At 64.0% G+C, this 17023-nt stretch carries 18 protein-coding genes; 7 read left to right on the forward strand and 11 right to left on the reverse strand.

What is annotated here, in order from left to right; translation table 11 throughout:
* Positions 1–4 precede the first annotated feature (4 nt).
* Positions 5–637 (reverse strand): HTH-type transcriptional repressor FabR, encoded by a 633-nt coding sequence (fabR, locus tag GYA95_RS26580; protein ID WP_015271984.1) that lies wholly within the window; start codon positions 635–637, stop codon positions 5–7.
* A gap of 122 nt (positions 638–759) precedes the next feature.
* Positions 760–1347: a phage infection protein gene (locus GYA95_RS26585; protein ID WP_102059422.1), complete on the reverse strand. Its 588-nt coding sequence runs from the start codon at positions 1345–1347 to the stop codon at positions 760–762.
* 341 nt (positions 1348–1688) lie between these two features.
* On the opposite strand from GYA95_RS26585, the gene GYA95_RS26590 reads away from it, so the two are divergent.
* Positions 1689–3755: an AsmA family protein gene (locus GYA95_RS26590; protein WP_015271982.1), complete on the forward strand. Its 2067-nt coding sequence runs from the start codon at positions 1689–1691 to the stop codon at positions 3753–3755.
* A gap of 129 nt (positions 3756–3884) precedes the next feature.
* Here the strand turns inward: GYA95_RS26590 and GYA95_RS26595 are convergent, their stop codons facing one another.
* Together GYA95_RS26595 and osmE are read right to left on the reverse strand one after the other, a co-directional pair.
* Positions 3885–4415, reverse strand: coding sequence for a ferritin-like domain-containing protein (locus GYA95_RS26595; RefSeq protein WP_015271981.1), 531 nt, complete (start codon positions 4413–4415; stop codon positions 3885–3887).
* A 48-nt stretch (positions 4416–4463) separates the two neighbouring features.
* Entirely contained in the window at positions 4464–4805 is a 342-nt protein-coding gene (gene osmE / locus GYA95_RS26600) for an osmotically-inducible lipoprotein OsmE (protein ID WP_015271980.1), read from the reverse strand.
* Between the two features lie 123 nt (positions 4806–4928).
* Between osmE and GYA95_RS26605 the strand changes: the two genes are divergently transcribed.
* The gene (locus tag GYA95_RS26605) at positions 4929–5819 is read left to right on the forward strand and encodes an esterase/lipase family protein (RefSeq protein WP_015271979.1); all 891 of its coding nucleotides are present in this window, start codon (positions 4929–4931) and stop codon (positions 5817–5819) included.
* On the opposite strand, the gene GYA95_RS26610 is transcribed toward GYA95_RS26605, so the two are convergent.
* The gene (locus GYA95_RS26610; protein WP_015271978.1) at positions 5816–6688 is read right to left on the reverse strand and encodes a DMT family transporter; all 873 of its coding nucleotides are present in this window, start codon (positions 6686–6688) and stop codon (positions 5816–5818) included. The genes GYA95_RS26605 and GYA95_RS26610 overlap by 4 nt on opposite strands.
* Positions 6689–6902: 214 nt before the next feature.
* Here GYA95_RS26610 and GYA95_RS26615 point away from each other — a divergent pair, with 214 nt between their 5' ends.
* The 3 genes from GYA95_RS26615 (at position 6903) to GYA95_RS26625 (ending at position 9120) form a co-directional block, all read left to right on the forward strand.
* Positions 6903–7691, forward strand: a complete 789-nt coding sequence (locus GYA95_RS26615) for an AraC family transcriptional regulator (protein WP_015271977.1) — start codon at positions 6903–6905, stop codon at positions 7689–7691.
* A 62-nt stretch (positions 7692–7753) separates the two neighbouring features.
* Complete coding sequence (locus GYA95_RS26620; protein WP_003258250.1) at positions 7754–8041, forward strand: PsiF family protein; 288 nt, start codon at positions 7754–7756, stop codon at positions 8039–8041.
* Between the two features lie 71 nt (positions 8042–8112).
* Positions 8113–9120, forward strand: a complete 1008-nt coding sequence (locus tag GYA95_RS26625) for an AI-2E family transporter (protein ID WP_015271976.1) — start codon at positions 8113–8115, stop codon at positions 9118–9120.
* Positions 9121–9254: 134 nt separating this feature from the next.
* Here GYA95_RS26625 and GYA95_RS26630 read toward each other — a convergent pair whose 3' ends face one another.
* Entirely contained in the window at positions 9255–10526 is a 1272-nt protein-coding gene (locus GYA95_RS26630) for an Hsp70 family protein (protein WP_054572743.1), read from the reverse strand.
* A gap of 164 nt (positions 10527–10690) precedes the next feature.
* Here GYA95_RS26630 and cbpA point away from each other — a divergent pair, with 164 nt between their 5' ends.
* Positions 10691–11644, forward strand: a complete 954-nt coding sequence (gene cbpA / locus GYA95_RS26635; protein ID WP_013974397.1) for a curved DNA-binding protein — start codon at positions 10691–10693, stop codon at positions 11642–11644.
* Between the two features lie 2 nt (positions 11645–11646).
* Positions 11647–11952, forward strand: a complete 306-nt coding sequence (locus GYA95_RS26640; RefSeq protein ID WP_015271974.1) for a chaperone modulator CbpM — start codon at positions 11647–11649, stop codon at positions 11950–11952.
* A 154-nt stretch (positions 11953–12106) separates the two neighbouring features.
* Here the strand turns inward: GYA95_RS26640 and GYA95_RS26645 are convergent, their stop codons facing one another.
* The 5 genes from GYA95_RS26645 to urtB form a co-directional block, all read right to left on the reverse strand.
* Positions 12107–12622, reverse strand: a complete 516-nt coding sequence (locus GYA95_RS26645) for a GNAT family N-acetyltransferase (RefSeq protein ID WP_015271973.1) — start codon at positions 12620–12622, stop codon at positions 12107–12109.
* A 31-nt stretch (positions 12623–12653) separates the two neighbouring features.
* A complete protein-coding gene (gene urtE / locus GYA95_RS26650) occupies positions 12654–13352 on the reverse strand; it encodes an urea ABC transporter ATP-binding subunit UrtE (protein ID WP_015271972.1) in 699 nt (232 codons plus the stop codon).
* Positions 13353–13510: 158 nt separating this feature from the next.
* The gene (urtD, locus tag GYA95_RS26655; protein ID WP_015271971.1) at positions 13511–14368 is read right to left on the reverse strand and encodes an urea ABC transporter ATP-binding protein UrtD; all 858 of its coding nucleotides are present in this window, start codon (positions 14366–14368) and stop codon (positions 13511–13513) included.
* Positions 14365–15444, reverse strand: a complete 1080-nt coding sequence (urtC, locus tag GYA95_RS26660) for an urea ABC transporter permease subunit UrtC (protein WP_015271970.1) — start codon at positions 15442–15444, stop codon at positions 14365–14367. The genes urtD and urtC overlap by 4 nt, the downstream gene beginning before the upstream one ends.
* Positions 15444–16973: an urea ABC transporter permease subunit UrtB gene (urtB, locus tag GYA95_RS26665; RefSeq protein WP_015271969.1), complete on the reverse strand. Its 1530-nt coding sequence runs from the start codon at positions 16971–16973 to the stop codon at positions 15444–15446. The genes urtC and urtB overlap by 1 nt, the downstream gene beginning before the upstream one ends.
* Positions 16974–17023 lie beyond the last annotated feature (50 nt).

The raw sequence follows: 17023 nt of genomic DNA on the forward strand, positions 1-17023 counted from the left end.
CCGATCAGCCCGGGTTGCCAAGCCCCTGCCAATGCCGCGCCCCTACGAAGATGAAGCGCAACTGCTGGGTGATCTTTTCCTGGGGCGTCAACGCCTGTGGATAACCCGCTTCGGGGCTGTCGATAAGCTCTGGCAGGGTGGCGAACACGGTTTTCACCACCAGGTCGGCCATCACCGCCAGCGCGGCGCTGTCCAGGTGCTGCCAGCGCTTCATCCGCGCCAGGTCGGTGGCCAGGTCGTCGCTGATGTCCTGGCGCAAGCGGGCAATGGCCTGGCGTACGGCCTGTGAACCGCCGTACTGCTCACGGGCGAGGAACAGGAACTGCGCACGGTGGGCGGCGACCACATCGAGAAAGATGCGCACCGAGGCGTCGGTGATGCCGCCCAGTTCGAATTCGTTCTGGCGCACCAGGCGGATGGTCTGGCGGAAGGTAGTGTCGACCTCGGCAACCAGGGCCAGGCCCAGGGCGTCCATGTCGGAAAAATGCCGGTAGAAGCCGGTGGGTACGATGCCGGCCGTCTTTGCCACTTCGCGCAGGCTGATACTGCCGAAACCACGGCCACTCTCCATGAGCTGGCAGGCAGCATCGAGTAGGGCCTGGCGGGTCTGTAGCTTCTGTTCGGCGCGCGGCAGCATGGTGCGGGTTTCTATGGCGGTAAGGCAGGGCACTCTAGTGAAAAAAACAAAGCCCGGTCAATGGACCGGGCCTGGAGGGGAGCTGGCGTTGTGACATAGATTGTTCTTTTCGGTCATGGCGATCAGCTCACACGGCTGATTTCAACCAGGCGATCGGAACCACCCTCGGCAACACGGCCAGTACGTTCGATCAGGCGATCGGAACCACCCTCGGCAACGCGGCCAGTACGTTCGATCAGGCGATCGGAACCACCCTCGGCAACGCGGCCAGTACGTTCGATCAGGCGATCGGAGCCACCCTCGGCAACGCGGCCAGTACGTTCGATCAGGCGATCGGAGCCACCCTCTGCAACGCGGCCAGTACGTTCGATCAGGCGATCGGAGCCACCTTCGGCAACGCGGCCAGTACGTTCGATCAGGCGATCGGAGCCACCCTCGGCAACGCGGCCAGTACGTTCAATCAGGCGATCGGAGCCACCCTCGGCAACGCGGCCACTACGTTCGATCAGGCGATCGGAGCCACCTTCGGCAACGCGGGCACTACGTTCGATCAGGCGATCAGCACCACCTTCAGCAACGGTCTTCAGCGGCTGGGCGATTTCAGCAGCGCTGGAGCGTGATTCGGCGGTCAGGTGTTGCTCGTCGGCTGGCAGGGCAAAAGCGTTGGCAGCCAGGATGGACAGGGTCAGGGTCAGCAGATGGCGTTTCATGATTTCGGTGCTCCTCTCGGGGGCTGGAAAGTGGGTACGGAGCCAATGCTACGCCGCGTAACGCCAGAGAGAAGTTCATACGGGTAATGGTAACAATCGACCGTATTGATAGAGATTTGAAACTGCTCTAGAAAGCACTTTACAGGCCGTTAGATGGCAATTTGATGGTGCTTTTTGCAGGTAACACGCACGGTCTGGCGCGACGATTTGCTGAGCAAAAGGCCAGGAAAAACTTCGCTATCATGGCGCCATCGATAAAACCCCACGGGTTTTCATCAGTCCGAGATATTGAGTGCCACCGCTGCACCTGTTCTGTGCCATACCGCAAGGAGAATCACGCAATGACGCGTCGCGCCAGAATCCTCGTCTGGACCTTCACCAGCCTGCTGACCCTGCTGGCGATCCTGGTGGTGGTGATTGCCACCTTCGACTGGAACCGCGTCAAGCCCCTGCTCAACGAGAAAGTCTCCGAGGCCCTGCAGCGGCCCTTCGCGATCAATGGCAACCTTGCCGTGGACTGGCGCACCGAACCAGAAGAGGGGGGCTGGCGTGCCTGGGTGCCCTGGCCGCACTTCATTGCCGAAGACCTGACCCTGGGCAACCCCGAGTGGCTCAAGGAACCGAAGATGGTCGGCCTGGAGCGCGTGGCGTTCCGCCTGGCGCCGCTGCCGCTGCTGTTCCAGCAGATCAGCATCCCGCGCATCGACCTGACCAAGCCCACAGCCAGCCTCACCCGCCTGGCCGATGGCCGCGCCAACTGGGCCTTCGACTTCGGCCCCAAGGATGAAAACGCAGAGCCTTCCAAATGGCAGCTGGACATTGGCGCCATCGGCTTCGACCAGGGCAATGTCAGCTTCGATGACCAAACCCTGAAAACCAGCATGAAGGTGCAGATCGACCCGCTGGGCAAGCCTGTCCCGTTCAGCGACATCGTCGGCAAGGCCAGCGCCGAGAAGGCCGGTGCCGCGCAGGACTACGCCTTCGGGCTCAAGGCCCAGGGCCGTTACAAAGGCCAGCCGGTCTCCGGTACCGGCAAGATCGGCGGCCTGCTGGCCCTGCAGGACGCCAGCCAGCCGTTCCCGCTGCAGGCTGACGTGCGCATCGCCGACACCCATGTGGTGCTTGCCGGCACCCTGACCGACCCGCGCAACCTCGGCGCCCTCGACCTGCGCCTGCGCCTGTCCGGGGCCAGCCTGGGCAACCTCTACCCGCTGACCGGCGTAACCTTGCCCGACACCCCGGCCTACTCCACCGACGGCCACCTCAGCGCCAACCTGCACGCGGCGCAAGGGGCGACCTTCAACTACCAGGGCTTCAACGGCAAGATCGGTGACAGCGATATCCACGGCGACCTGGCCTTCGTTGCCAGCCAGCCACGGCCCAAGCTGTCCGGCAACCTGGTGTCCAACCAGTTGCTGTTCAAGGACCTGGCGCCGCTGATCGGCGCCGACTCCAACGCCGAGCAGAAGGCCCGTGGGGGTGCCAGCAAACAGCCGGCGGGCAAGGTGCTGCCGGTGGAAGAGTTCCGCACCGAGCGCTGGCGCACGATGGACGCCGACGTCACCTTCGCCGGCAAGCGCATCGTGCACAGCGCGCAACTGCCGTTCAACGACCTGTCGGCCCACGTGATCCTGGAGGACGGCCTGCTGCGCCTGGAGCCCCTGCGTTTTGGCGTGGCTGGCGGCAACCTGGCTTCCAGAATCCGCCTGGATGGGCGCAACGTACCGTTGCAGGGGCGTGCCCGGCTGACGGCGCGTGGCTTCAAGCTCAAGCAGTTGTTCCCCTCCTTTGCGCCGATGCAGACCAGCTTCGGTGAGTTGAATGGCGATGCCGATATCACTGGCCGGGGCAACTCGGTGGCCGCCTTGCTGGGCACGGCCAATGGCGACCTGCGCATGCTGATCAACGATGGTGCCATCAGCCGCAGCCTGATGGAGATTGCCGGGTTGAACGTGGGCAACTATGTGGTCGGCAAGCTGTTTGGCGATGAGGATGTGAAGATCAACTGCGCGGCGGCTGACGTGGGTATCAAGGATGGCCTGGCGACCACGCGCCTGTTCATCTTCGATACCGAGAACGCGATCATCTACATCAACGGCACGGCCAATTTCGCCACGGAGCAGCTGGACCTGAAAATTACCCCCGAATCGAAAGGGTTGCGGCTGTTCTCGCTGCGTTCGCCGCTGTATGTGCGCGGGCCGTTCGCCAAGCCCAGTGCCGGGGTGCAGGCGGTGCCGCTGGCATTGCGCGGAGCGGGAATGGTGGCGTTGGGCGTGGTTGCCGGGCCGGCGGCGGGGTTGCTGGCGCTGATTGCGCCTAGCAGCGGGGATGATCCCAACCAGTGCACGCCGCTGTTGCAGCAGATGAAGGCGGGCAAGGCGCCGGCGGTGGTGAAAGAGCGGAAATAGCAGGGGGCCGCTTCGCGGCCCATCGCGACACAAGGCCGCTCCTACAGGGAATCGCGCAAATCTGCCGAGACGTGATCCCTCTGTAGGAGCGGCCTTGTGTCGCGATGGGGCGCAAAGCGCCCCCAGCAATTACAAGCCTTGCAACAGGTCGGACATATCGTCCGCGTGCTCTTCTTCCTGCGCGAGGATGTCTTCAAAAATCCGCCGCGTGGTCGGATCTTTATCCCCAATGTACCGAATGATCTCGCGATAGCTATCGATGGCGATCCGCTCCGCCACCAGGTCTTCCAGCACCATCTCCTTCAATGAAGTGCCCGCCACATATTGGGCATGAGACCGCTTGCTCAGGTTGTCCGGGTTGAAATCCGGCTCTCCACCTAACTGCACGATCCGTTCGGCAAGCTTGTCGGCGTGCTCGGCTTCCTGATTGGCATGCTCGAGGAATTCATCGGCAGCCACGCTGGCCTTGATGCCGCTGGCCATGAAGTAGTGACGCTTGTAGCGCAGCACGCAGACCAGTTCGGTGGCCAGTGAATCATTGAGCAGGCGCAGGATCTGTTGGCGATCAGCATCGTAACCCTCGGTCACCGCGCCTTGCTCGACATGCTGACGGGCACGTTCGCGCAGGGTTTGTACATCGGTCAGTTCATTCGCATTCATGTTCATCTCCTGGAACATCAGGGTGGTCATGGATATGGCCTGGAAGGCTTAGGCGCCGTGGACGGCGTCGCTGTCTTCTTCGCGTTGTTTGCAAGTCTTGAAGCCCTTGGCGTCGACATGGCCGGTGGCGTCGAAGCGCACGTAGTAGGGCTGCTGGTGGCCATCGTGGTTGAGGATGTAGTCGTTGCAGGTGCCGCCATGGGGGAGGTCGATGACGTTGGACGGACTGCCGCCGATGGCGATGACTTTCTGCATGGTCATGCCTTTTTCCACCTGCTTGACCAGCGGCTCGTCGCGGTAGGTGACGTAGTCCACCGGGTTTTCCGGGCGGCTGCCGCAGGCAGCGAGGGTGGCGCTTGCCAGAAGGATTGCCAGGGTCTGCTTGTACATGGTCCCGCTCCTTGCAAAGGGTATGTGTGGTTTGGAACCGCAGCGCGCGCCGGGAGTTCGATTGCGATGGTCATCAAGGCCGCTGTAGTGTTGGCCGGTCGTCCACGGAAAGGGGCTGGGGCAATGCAGCAGGAATTGGCCACGCGATACCCGTTGGTGCTGGTGCCGGGCATGCTCGGTTTTGTCCGGGTAGTGCTCTACCCCTACTGGTTCGGCATCGTGCCGGCCCTGCGCCAGGGCGGGGCGCAGGTGTTCCCGGTGCAGGTTTCGCCACTGCATTCCAGCGAGGTGCGCGGCGAGCAGTTGCTGGCCATCATCGAAGACATCTGCCTGCGCACCGGAGCGGAAAAGGTCAACCTCATCGGCCACAGCCAGGGTGCCCTGAGCGCGCGCTACGCGGCTGCCAGGCGGCCCGGGCGGGTGGCTTCGGTCACTTCGGTGGCGGGGCCCAACCATGGCTCGGAACTGGCCGACTACCTGGAGCGTACGGCACCGGGCGATTCCCCGCAGGGGCGCATCCTGAAGGCTGTGCTGCATGGCTTGGCCGTGCTGCTGGTGTGGCTGGAAACCGGCTGGCGCCGCGACCCGCTGCCGGTGGATGTACACGCCTCGCACCAGTCGTTGACCAGCGCCGGGGTGGCGCTGTTCAACCAGGCTTATCCACAGGGGTTGCCAGACACCTGGGGCGGGGAGGGGGCCTATGAGGTCGATGGCGTGCGTTATTACTCCTGGTCCGGCACCTTGCAGCCCGGCCTGACCGACCAGCGGCGCAACCGTTTCGACGGCAGCAGCCACTTCTGCCGCCTGTTCGCGCGCAGCTTTGTCAAGGAAAAGGGCTATTGCGACGGAATGGTCGGGCGCTTCAGTTCGCACCTGGGGCAGGTGATCGGCGACGATTACCCGCTCGACCACCTGGATATCGTCAACCAGTCGCTTGGTGCGGTGGGCAAGGGTGCCGAACCGGTGCGGCTGTTCACCGAACATGCCGCCCGGCTCAAGGCGGCAGGGCTCTAGCGACGGATCGGTGTGGTCCAGCGCTCGGCCAGCACCACGCCCGCCAGGGTCAGCAGGCCGCCGACCAGGTGATAGCGGGCCAGCTGCTCGTCGAGCACCACGGCGGCGATCAGTGCCGTGACCAGCGGCAGCAGGTTGAAGAACAGCGTGGTGCGGCTGGGCCCCAGGCGGTGCACGGCTTGCATCCACACCAGGGGCGCGATCATCGAGGCCAGCACGCAGGCGTACAGCACCAGGCCGACGTTGCGGCTGTTCAGGCCAGTCTTGTCCGACAGCAGGAACAGCGGCAGCAACACGACGATGGCTACCAGCACCTGCAGGTACAGCAGCTGCATCGGCGGCAGGCGCAGCTGCCATTTCTTCAGCAGGAAGCTGTATAGCGCATAGGCCAGTGTAGCCACGAGCATCAGCAGGTCGCCGCTGTTCAGGCCTTGTTGCAGCAGGCTGGCGGGGTGGCCGGCGCTGACCACTTCAAGCACGCCGAAAAATGACACCAGCGCGCCCAGCAGGGCACCGTAGCTCAGGCGCTGGCCCAGCCAGGCGATGGACAATGCCAGTGACATCAGTGGCATCAGCGAAAGGATGATGCCCATGTTGGTGGCGCTGGTGATGCCGGCGGCAAAGTAGGCCAGGCTCTGGTACAGCGCCATGCCCAGCACGCCCAGCACGAAAACCTTGCCCAGGTGCGGGCGAATGGCCGCGCGATTGCGCCACACGGCGGGCAGCAGGAACGGGGTGAACAACAGCGCGGCCAGCAGCCAGCGGTAGAAGCCGATCTCGGCGGGGTAGATGGCGCCGGCGGACATCTTGGTGACCACGGTGTTGCCGGCCCATATCAGGATGGCGGTCAGGGGGAACAGGTAGTTCATGTAGCAGGTTACTCGTTTTGGACTGATTGGGGCTGCTTTGCAGCCCATCGCGACATACAGGTATCGCACAGGCCCGGAAGGCAACGCGGGTCCCTGTAGGAGCGGCCTTGTGTCGCGATGGCCTGCGCAGCAGGCCCCGATGGCAGCCATTATCAACTGTCTGTCCACAAGCCTATACTCCTATCCAGACAACCCACCCCGCAAAGCAGACAGCATGCCGCGCAAATACCTCGATATTCCCCAGTTCACCCGGCTCCCGGCCCCGGTGTACTTCCGCCACGACGAGTTCGGTGCCGACACCCGCAGCGCCCTGCATCGCCACGCCTGGGGCCAGCTCAACTACACCGCCCACGGCGTGATGCACCTGGAGGTAGCTGGCCAGAACTTCCTGTCGCCGCCGCAATACGCCGTGTGGGTACCGCCCGACACCGAACATGGTTGCTACAACCCGCAGGCTATCGTCTACCGTTCGGTCTACCTGGACCGCAGCCTGTGCGCCGCACTGCCGCAGCAACCGTGCAGCCTGATGATCAGCGACATCCTCAAGGCCATCCTCGCCGACTTCGCCCGGCGCGACCTGCGGGTGGCCGAGGGCGAGCGCGACCAGCGCCTGGCGCAGGTGCTGCTCGACCAACTGATGCTGGCGCCCACCCAGGCCTGCTACCTGCCGTTTGCCCACAGCGAGGGCTTGCGCCAGGTGCTCGATGCCCTTGGTGCCGAGCCGGGCGACAACCGCCCGCTGGGCGAATGGGCCGCCCAGATTCATGTCATCGAACGTACTTTGGCCCGGCAGTTCCTGCGCGAGCTGGGCATCAGTTTTGGTGAATGGCGGCTGCGCCTGCGCTTTTTGCGCGCCATCGAGGCGCTTGAAGCCGGCCAGCCGATCCAGGCCATCGCCTTCGACCTCGGCTACAGCAGCGCCTCGGCGTTCATCGCCATGTTCCAGCGCCAGGCCCAGTGCACGCCCGAGCAATACCGTCGCCAGGCACGGGCAGGGCGTTGAGAATTCTTGGCTACACTCAGCTCGACCCCCGTGCATCGGGCGCGGAGCCAAGGAGATACTCCATGAAAGTGCTGCAAATCCCCTTACTGGTATTGGCGGTGTTGTTCAGCGCACAAGGCTTCGCCGCCAATACCGCGCAGCAGGAAAAGATGAAAACCTGCAACGCCGACGCCACCGCCAAGGCCCTCAAAGGCGATGAGCGCAAAGCCTTCATGAGCACCTGCCTGAAGAAGGATGTGCCACAAACCCAGCAAGAGAAGATGAAAACCTGCAACGCCGACGCCACCACCAAGGCCCTCAAAGGTGACGAACGCAAAGCGTTCATGAGCGACTGCCTGAAGAAGAAATGACCTGCGCCTATGCCTGCAGACGTAAGGCTGGCAGACTGCGGGTCTTTCCCGTTGTCTGCCGTTGAGGCTGTATGACCTTCACCCCCCGCCAGGTCACCCTGGCCAGCTGGATCATCGTATTTGCCGGCCTGTTGCTGGCGTTGCCCCTGAAATTGCTGCCAAGCCTGCTGGCCGGCCTGCTGGTGTTCGAGCTGGTCAACATGCTCACGCCGCGGCTGCAGCCGCTGCTCGCCGGGCAGCGCGCCCGCTGGCTGGCTGTGGCGCTACTTGGCACGCTGGTGGTCAGCACCCTGACCCTGCTGTTTGCCGGTGCCTTCAGCTTTTTGCTGCACGAGGCGGAAAACCCCGGGGCCTCGCTGGACAAGTTCATGGCCCTGGTGGAGCGCGCCCGTAGCCAGCTGCCGCCGTTCATCGAAGGCTACCTGCCGGCCAGTGCGGCGGAGTTCAAGGTGGCCATCGGTGACTGGATCAAGAGCCACCTGAGCGACCTGCAGCTGGTGGGCAAGGGTATGGCGCACATGTTCGTCACCTTGTTGATCGGCATGATCCTCGGTGCCATAGTCGCCTTGCAGCGCATCCCCGACATATCCCGGCGCAAGCCGCTGGCAGCGGCGCTGTTCGAGCGCCTGAGCCTGCTGGTGAAGGCGTTTCGCAACATCGTCTTCGCGCAGATCAAGATTTCGCTGCTCAACACTACGTTCACGGGCATCTTCCTGGCCGTGGTGCTGCCGATGTTCGACGTGCACCTGCCGCTGACCAAGACGCTGATCGTGCTGACCTTCCTGCTGGGCCTGCTGCCGGTGATCGGCAACCTGATGTCGAATACCCTGATCACTATCGTCGGCCTGTCGCTGTCGATCTGGGTGGCGGCGGCGGCGCTGGGTTACCTGATCGTCATCCACAAGGTCGAGTACTTCCTCAACGCGCGGATCGTGGGCGGGCAGATCAGTGCCAAGTCTTGGGAACTGCTGCTGGCGATGCTGGTGTTCGAGGCGGCATTCGGGCTGCCGGGGGTGGTGGCGGGGCCGATCTACTATGCCTACCTGAAGAGTGAGCTGAAGCGGGCCGAACTGGTCTGATCTTCACCAGCCTGTACCGGCCTCTTCGCGGGCTTGCCCGCTCCCACAGGTACTGCACAGGCCTTGGGTACTGTGCGGTCCCTGTGGGAGCGGGCAAGCCCGCGAAGAGGCCGGCACAGGCTGAAGAGCCTGGCTCAGGCTACGCCGTAGCGCTTGCGCGCCTCGATGGCCAACCCGCTACCAATGCTGCCAAAGATGTTGCCTTCCACATGCCGCGCATTCGGCAGCATCGCCGACACGCTGTTGCGCAGCGCCGGAATCCCGCTGGAACCGCCGGTGAAGAACACCGTATCGACCTGGGTCTCGCTCACTCCAGCCTTGGCCAGCAGTTCGCTCACGCTACCACGCACCCGCTCCAGCAACCCTTCGATAGCCCCCTCGAACAGCGCTCGGGACAGGTCCACGCCCAGATCGCGCTCGATGCGGCCGAGGTCGACGTGGCGGCTCTGCTGTTCGGTCAGCTCGATCTTGCTGGCCTCCACTTCCATCGCCAACCAGTGGCCGGCACGCTCTTCGATCAGTTTGAACAGGCGGTCGATGCCCAACGTGTCCTCGATGTCATAGCGCATGCTGCCCAGCGCCAGCTGCGACTTCTGCGAGTACAGGGCGTTGATGGTGTGCCAGGTGGCGAGATTGAGGTGATAGCTGGTCGGCATCAGCGCGCCGCTCTTCATGCGGCTGCCGTAGCCGAACAGCGGCATCACGCCCTGCAGGCTCAGCTGCTTGTCGAAGTCGGTACCGCCAATGTGCACACCGCCGGTGGCGAGGATGTCGCTCTGGCGCTCGGCGATCAGGTGGCGCTCGGGCGACAGGCGGATCAGGGTGAAGTCCGAGGTACCACCGCCGATGTCGACGATCAGCACCAGCTCTTCGCGGCTGATGCTCGACTCGTAGTCGAAGGCCGCGGCAATCGGCTCGTACTGGAAGGACACATCCTTGAAGCCGATCTTGCGCGCCACTTCGGCCAGGGTGTCCTCGGCCTCCTGGTCGGCGGCAGGGTCTTCGTCGACGAAGAACACCGGACGGCCCAGCACCACCTGCTCGAACTCCCGCCCAGCAGCGGCCTCTGCGCGTTTTTTCAGCTCGCCGATGAACATGCCCAGCAGGTCCTTGAACGGCAGGGCGCTGCCCAGCACGCTGGTATCGTGCTTGATCAGCTTGGAGCCCAGCAGGCTTTTCAGCGAACGCATCAGGCGGCCTTCGTAGCCTTCCAGGTATTCGTGCAGTGCCAGGCGGCCATATACCGGGCGACGCTCCTCGATGTTGAAGAACACCACCGAGGGCAACGTGATCTTGCCGTCTTCCAGGGCAATCAGCGACTCGGCGCCTGGGCGGTGCCAGCCGACCGTGGAGTTGGAGGTGCCAAAGTCGATGCCCAGGGCGCGGGCCGGGGATACGTCAGACATGGGGAATGAGCTTCCGGAGGCAAAACGGCCGCGCAGTGTATGCCAGTTGGCTACAGAATCAAGACCGATCGTCTGCCATGGAGCAACCCCAAGGTGGTCTTGAAAGGCTATGCTTGACCCCTATCTTCTCTTGCAACACGCACATTCACATTGGTGATCCATAGATGGACTTCAAAGACTATTACAAGATACTCGGCGTAGAGCCCGCGGCGGACGAAAAGGCGATCAAGGCCGCGTACCGCAAGCTGGCGCGCAAGTATCACCCCGATGTCAGCAAGGAGCGCGACGCCGAGGAAAAATTCAAGGAGGCCAACGAGGCCTACGAAGTGCTGGGCGACGCGCAGAAACGTGCCGAGTACGATGAAATCCGCAAGTACGGTGGCCAGCATGGCCGGCCGTTCCAGGCGCCACCGGGCTGGGAGAATCGTGGCGGTGGTGGCGGTTTCGAAGGCGGCGATTTCTCCGACTTTTTCAGCTCGATCTTTGGTGGCCGGGGGGGCAACCCGTTCGGTGGTGCCCGGCAGCAGCAACGCAGCGCCGGCAGGCGGGGGCAGGACGTGGAGCTAGAACTGGCGGTATTCCTTGAAGAGACCCTGAGCAAGGAGTCCAAGCAGATCAGCTTCCAGGTGCCGCAGACCAATGCCATGGGCCAGCGCACCGGCTTCACTACCAAGACCCTGAACGTGAAGATCCCGGCCGGTGTGACCGACGGCGAGCGTATCCGCCTGAAGGGCCAGGGCGCGCCGGGTAGTGGTGGCGGGGCCAATGGCGACCTGTTCCTGACCATTCGCATGGCACCGCACCCGCTGTTCGATGTCGAAGGTCATGACCTGATCATCACCGTGCCGCTGGCACCGTGGGAGGCAGCACTGGGCGCCAAGGTGGCCGTGCCGACCCTGGACGGCAAGATCAACCTCACCATCCGCCCCGACAGCCAGAGCGGCCAGCGCCTGCGCGTACCGGGCAAGGGCTTGGCCAACAAGAGTGGCGAGCGTGGCAACCTTTACGCGCAACTGAAAGTGGTCATGCCACCAGCATCCGACGAGTCTGCCCGCGAACTGTGGACCAAGCTTTCCGAGAAGGCTGCGTTCAACCCGAGGACACAATGGAGTAAGTGATCATGAGCAGCACCCTGATCGTTCAACTGGACATGCGTACCTTGTGTCAGGAGGCCGATCTCACGGCTGACTGCGTGATCGAAATCGTCGAGCACGGCATTGTCGAACCTTCCGGGCGAACGCCGGAGGACTGGTTGTTCGACGATCAGGCGCCGTTGCTGGCCAAACGCGCGGCGAAGCTGCATCAGGAGCTGGAACTGGAGTGGGAAGGGGTGGCGCTTGCGCTGGAACTGCTGCAGGAAGTGCGGCAGCTGCGCAGCGAGAACAGCATGCTGAGGCAGCGGTTGGGCAGGTTTACCCAGATGTAGGCCGTTGCGGCTAACCCCTGTAGGAGCGGCCTTGTGTCGCGATGGGCTGCGCAGCAGCCCCGGCAATCTTGAGATGAAGCAAAGATCTGGGGCCGCTTCGCAGCCCATCGCGACACAAGGCCGCTCCTACAGGGATCGTGTGAGGCCTGGTTTCTCAACTGGGTTCTGCCCCCGGGTTCAGCACCAGCTGCATGAAGGTCAAGTCCAGCCACCGGCCAAACTTCACCCCCACCTGCGGCATCTGCCCGGTCACCACGAAGCCCAGCCGCTCGTGCAGGCGCACCGACGCTGCATTGCCGCTCTCGATGGCCGCCACCATCACATGCTTGCCACACTCGCGCGCACGCTCGACCAGCGCTGCCATCAGCACTGGCCCCAATCCCTTGCCGCGCTGATCGCCACGGATATACACCGAGTGTTCCACGGTGTTGCGAAAGCCCTCGAACGGCCGCCAGTCGCCAAACGACGCATAGCCCAGCACACCGCTCCCGTCCACCGCCACCAGGATCGGGTAGCCCTGCTGCGCCCGTGCGGCGAACCAGGCCAGGCGGTTGGCCAAATCCACCGGGGTTTCGTTCCAGATCGCCGTGGTGTTGCGCACCGCGTCGTTGTAGATGTCGAGGATGCCTGGCACGTCGGTAGGCAGGGCGTCGCGGATTTCATGACTCATGACAGCGTCTCGCAGGGTCGTTGCTTGCAGATTAAATGGTTACCAGCCCACGCACACCCTCGGTTTGCATGTTTTCGCCACGGCCCCGCTGGATGATCTCGCCACGGGCCATCACCAGGTACTGGTCGGCCAGCTCCTCAGCGAAGTCGTAGAACTGTTCCACCAGCAGGATGGCCATGTCACCGCGCTCTGCCAAGCGACGGATGACAGCCCCAATTTCCTTGATGACCGAAGGCTGGATACCCTCGGTGGGCTCATCGAGGATCAGCAGCCGCGGGCGGCTGGCCAGGGCACGGCCGATTGCCAGCTGTTGCTGTTGGCCGCCGGACAGGTCACCGCCACGGCGTTGCTTCATCTGTTCCAGCACGGGAAACAGTTCGTAGATGAAGGGCGGTACCTCCCGAGCTTCACGGGCGGGGAAGCGCGAAAGGCCCATCAGCAGGTTTTCCTCGACGGTGAGGCGCGGGAAGATCTCGCGGCCTTGGGGCACGTAGGCGATGCCGGCGTGGACCCGTTGCTGGGGCTTGAGGCTGGTGATCGGCTTGCCTTCCCATTCGATGCTGCCGTCGCGGGCCGGGACCAGCCCCATCAGGCAGCGCAGCAGGGTGGTCTTGCCCACGCCGTTGCGGCCCAGCAGGCAGGTGACTTCGCCAACCTTGGCTTCGAAGGACAGGCCCCGGAGGATGTGGCTGCCGCCGTAATACTGGTGCAGGGTGTCGATCTTGAGCATGTGTGTATTCCTGAAATTGTTGCTGTGCCTGTGCCGGCCCTTTCGCGGGCTTGCCCGCTCCCACAGGTACTACACAGGGCTCGAAAACTGTGGGTTTCCTGTGGGAGCGGGCAAGCCCGCGAAGAGGCCGGTACAGGCTTCAAAAATTCAAATGCCGGTCACCGGCCCAAGTAGACCTCGACCACCCGCTCATCCGCCTGCACCTGCTCCAGCGACCCTTCCGCCAGCACGCTGCCTTGGTGCAGCACGGTCACATGGTCAGCAATGCTGCCGACAAACCCCATGTCGTGCTCCACCACCATCAGCGAATGCTTGCCAGCCAGCCCCTTGAACAGCTCGGCGGTGAACTCGGTCTCGGCATCGGTCATGCCCGCTACCGGTTCGTCCAGCAACAGCAGTTGCGGCTCCTGCACCAGCAGCATGCCGATCTCCAGGAACTGCTTCTGCCCATGCGACAGCAAGCCCGCCTGGCGCTGGGCCAGCGCCAGCAGGCGCAAGGTGCCCAGCACCTCCTCAATGCGTTGGCGCTGCTCCCCACCCAAGCGCGCTGCCAGGCTGGCCCATACCGACTTGTCGGTCTTCAGCGCCAGCTCCAGGTTTTCGAACACCGTCAGCGCCTCGAACACCGTGGGCTTCTGGAACTTGCGGCCTATGCCGGCCTGGGCGATCTGGTATTCGCTCATGCGGGTCAGGTCGAGGGTGTCGCCAAAATAGGCCGTACCGCTGTCAGGCCTGGTCTTGCCAGTGATCACATCCATCATCGTGGTCTTGCCGGCACCGTTGGGGCCGATGATGCAACGCAGCTCGCCCACGCCGATGTACAGGTTCAGCGCGTTCAGCGCCTTGAAGCCATCGAAGCTGACGCTGATGTCTTCCAGGCTCAGCACCGTGCCGTGGCGGGTGTCGAGGCCGGTCTTGCGGCTTTGGCCCAGGCCGATGGCGTCGCGGCTGGCGCCGAGGTTGTCGAACACCGGTTCGAGCATGAATTCCGGGTGTACCGGGGGCACGCCTCTCATGGCTGGCTCCTTTTCTTCAACAGGCCGACCACGCCCTTGGGCAGGTACAGGGTGACGAGGATGAACAACGCGCCGAGGAAGAACAGCCAGAACTCCGGGAAGGCCACGGTGAACCAGCTTTTCATGCCATTGACCAGACCGGCGCCGAGCAGCGGGCCGATCAAGGTGCCGCGCCCGCCCAGGGCCACCCACACGGCGGCTTCGATGGAGTTGGTCGGCGACATCTCGCTGGGGTTGATGATGCCCACCTGCGGTACGTACAGCGCACCGGCCAGGCCGCACAGTACGGCGCTGAGCACCCACACCAGCAACTTGAAACCACGTGGGTCGTAGCCGCAGAACATCAGGCGGTTTTCGGCGTCGCGCACGGCGGTGAGCAGGCGGCCGAACTTGCTGCGGGTCAGGCCCCAGCACAGGTACAGGCTGGCCAGCAGCAGGCCGACGGTGAGCAGGAACAGCACTGCACGGGTGCCTTGGGCGGCAATGTCGAAGCCAAGGATGGTGCGGAAGCTGGTAAAACCGTTGTTGCCGCCAAAGCCGGTTTCGTTGCGGAAGAACAGCAACATGCCGGCGAAGGTCAGCGCCTGAGTCATGATCGAGAAGTACACGCCCTTGATTCGCGAGCGGAAGGCGAACCAGCCGAACACCAGCGCCAGCAGCCCGGGCGCCAGCACCACCAGGCACAGGGCCCAGGCGAAATGCTGGGTGCCAGCCCAGTACCACGGCAGCTCGCTCCACGACAGGAAGGTCATGAACCCTGGCAGGCCGTCACCGGCGGCCTGGCGCATCAGGTACATGCCCATGGCGTAGCCACCGAGGGCGAAGAACAGCCCGTGGCCCAGTGACAGCAGCCCGGCGTAGCCCCAGACCAGGTCCAGGGCCAGCGCGACGATGGCGTAGCAGAGGATCTTGCCGACCAGGGTCAGGGTGTAGGCCGACACTTGCAGGGCATGGTCCGCCGGCAGCAGCGACAGCAGCGGCAGGGCCACAAGCAACAGGACGACGACGGCGGCGATGGCCAGGGTCAGGCGTGGCCCGGCCTTTTGCGTAGCGGTGACAAGCAGTGGCTGGTTCATCAGTCGATTACCCGTCCCTTGAGGGCGAACAGGCCTTGCGGGCGCTTCTGGATGAACAGAATGATCAACGCAAGGATGAGGATCTTGCCGAGCACGGCGCCGATCTGCGGCTCCAGCAGCTTGTTGGCGATGCCAAGGCCGAAGGCTGCCCACAGGCTGCCGGCCAACTGGCCGACGCCGCCGAGCACCACCACCAGGAACGAGTCGATGATGTAGCTCTGGCCCAGGTCCGGGCCGACGTTGCCGACCTGGCTCAGGGCCACGCCACCAAGCCCGGCGATGCCCGAGCCGAGGCCGAAGGCGAGCATGTCGACGCGCCCGGTGGACACGCCGCAGCAGGCGGCCATGTTGCGGTTCTGGGTGACCGCGCGCACGTTCAGGCCCAGCCGCGTGCGGTTGAGCAGCAGCCAGGTGAGCAGTACCACGGCCAGGGCGAAGCCGATGATCACCAGGCGGTTGTATGGCAGTACCAGATTGGGCAGCAGCTGGATGCCACCCGACAGCCAGGCCGGGTTGCTGACTTCGACGTTCTGCGCGCCGAACAGCAGGCGGATGGCCTGGATCAGGATCAGGCTGATTCCCCAGGTCGCCAGCAGGGTTTCCAGAGGGCGGCCATACAGGTGGCGGATTACCGTGCGCTCCAGCGCCATGCCGACGCCGGCACTGACGGTGAAGGCCACCGGCAGGGCGATCAGTGGGTAGAACTCGATGGCGCCAGGGGCGTAGCGTTGCAGCAGTACCTGGACCATGTAGGTGCTGTAGGCGCCGAGCATCAGCATTTCGCCGTGGGCCATGTTGATCACCCCGAGCAGGCCGAAGGTGATGGCCAGGCCAAGGGCTGCCAGCAGCAGGATCGAGCCCAGCGACAGGCCGCTGAAGGCCTGGCCGAGCAGTTCGCCGGCCAGCAGCTTGCGCTGCACCTGGGCCAGGCTGGTTTCGGCGGCGGTGCGCACGCCCGGGTCGGTTTCCGCGTTGGGTTGCAGCAAGGCTTCGAGGCGGGTGCGGGCCAGCGGGTCACCGGTTTCGCCGAGCAGGCGAACGGCGGCCAGGCGTACTGCCGGTTCGCTGGCGCCCAGCTGCAGGTTGGCCAGGGCCAGGCCGAGGGCGGCATGCACGGCGGCATCCGGTTCGCTGGCGAAGCGCCGGTCGAGGAAGGCCATTTGCGCCGGTTGCGCGCTTTTCTGTAGTTGTTGGGCAGCGGCCAGGCGGATGTCGCTGTTGTCGCTGAGCAACTGGTGGCTGGCCAAGGCATTGTCGATCAGGCCACGCAGGCGGTTGTTCAGGCGCACCTTGCGCGTGTCGTCGGCGGCGATGCGGCCTTGGCGCAGGTTGTCCAACAGGGCCAGGCGTGCGGTATCGGGTTGTGCGGCCCAGCCTTCGAGCAGGCTGGCTTGCTCGGCGGGCTTGGCAGCGAGAAAGAATTCGCCCTCGCTGGCCTGGGTTGCCAAGGGCATCAGCAGGAGCAGGGTGAGCAGCAGTCTGAGCATGCGGGTAATCCTGGAAATCGGCGGTGGATTCTTCGCGGGCATGCCCGCTCCCACAGGTACGGTGCACAGTTTGAAAATTGTGCGGTCCCTGT

The organism is Pseudomonas asiatica, assembly GCF_009932335.1.
GTDB classification, from domain to species: domain Bacteria; phylum Pseudomonadota; class Gammaproteobacteria; order Pseudomonadales; family Pseudomonadaceae; genus Aquipseudomonas; species Aquipseudomonas asiatica.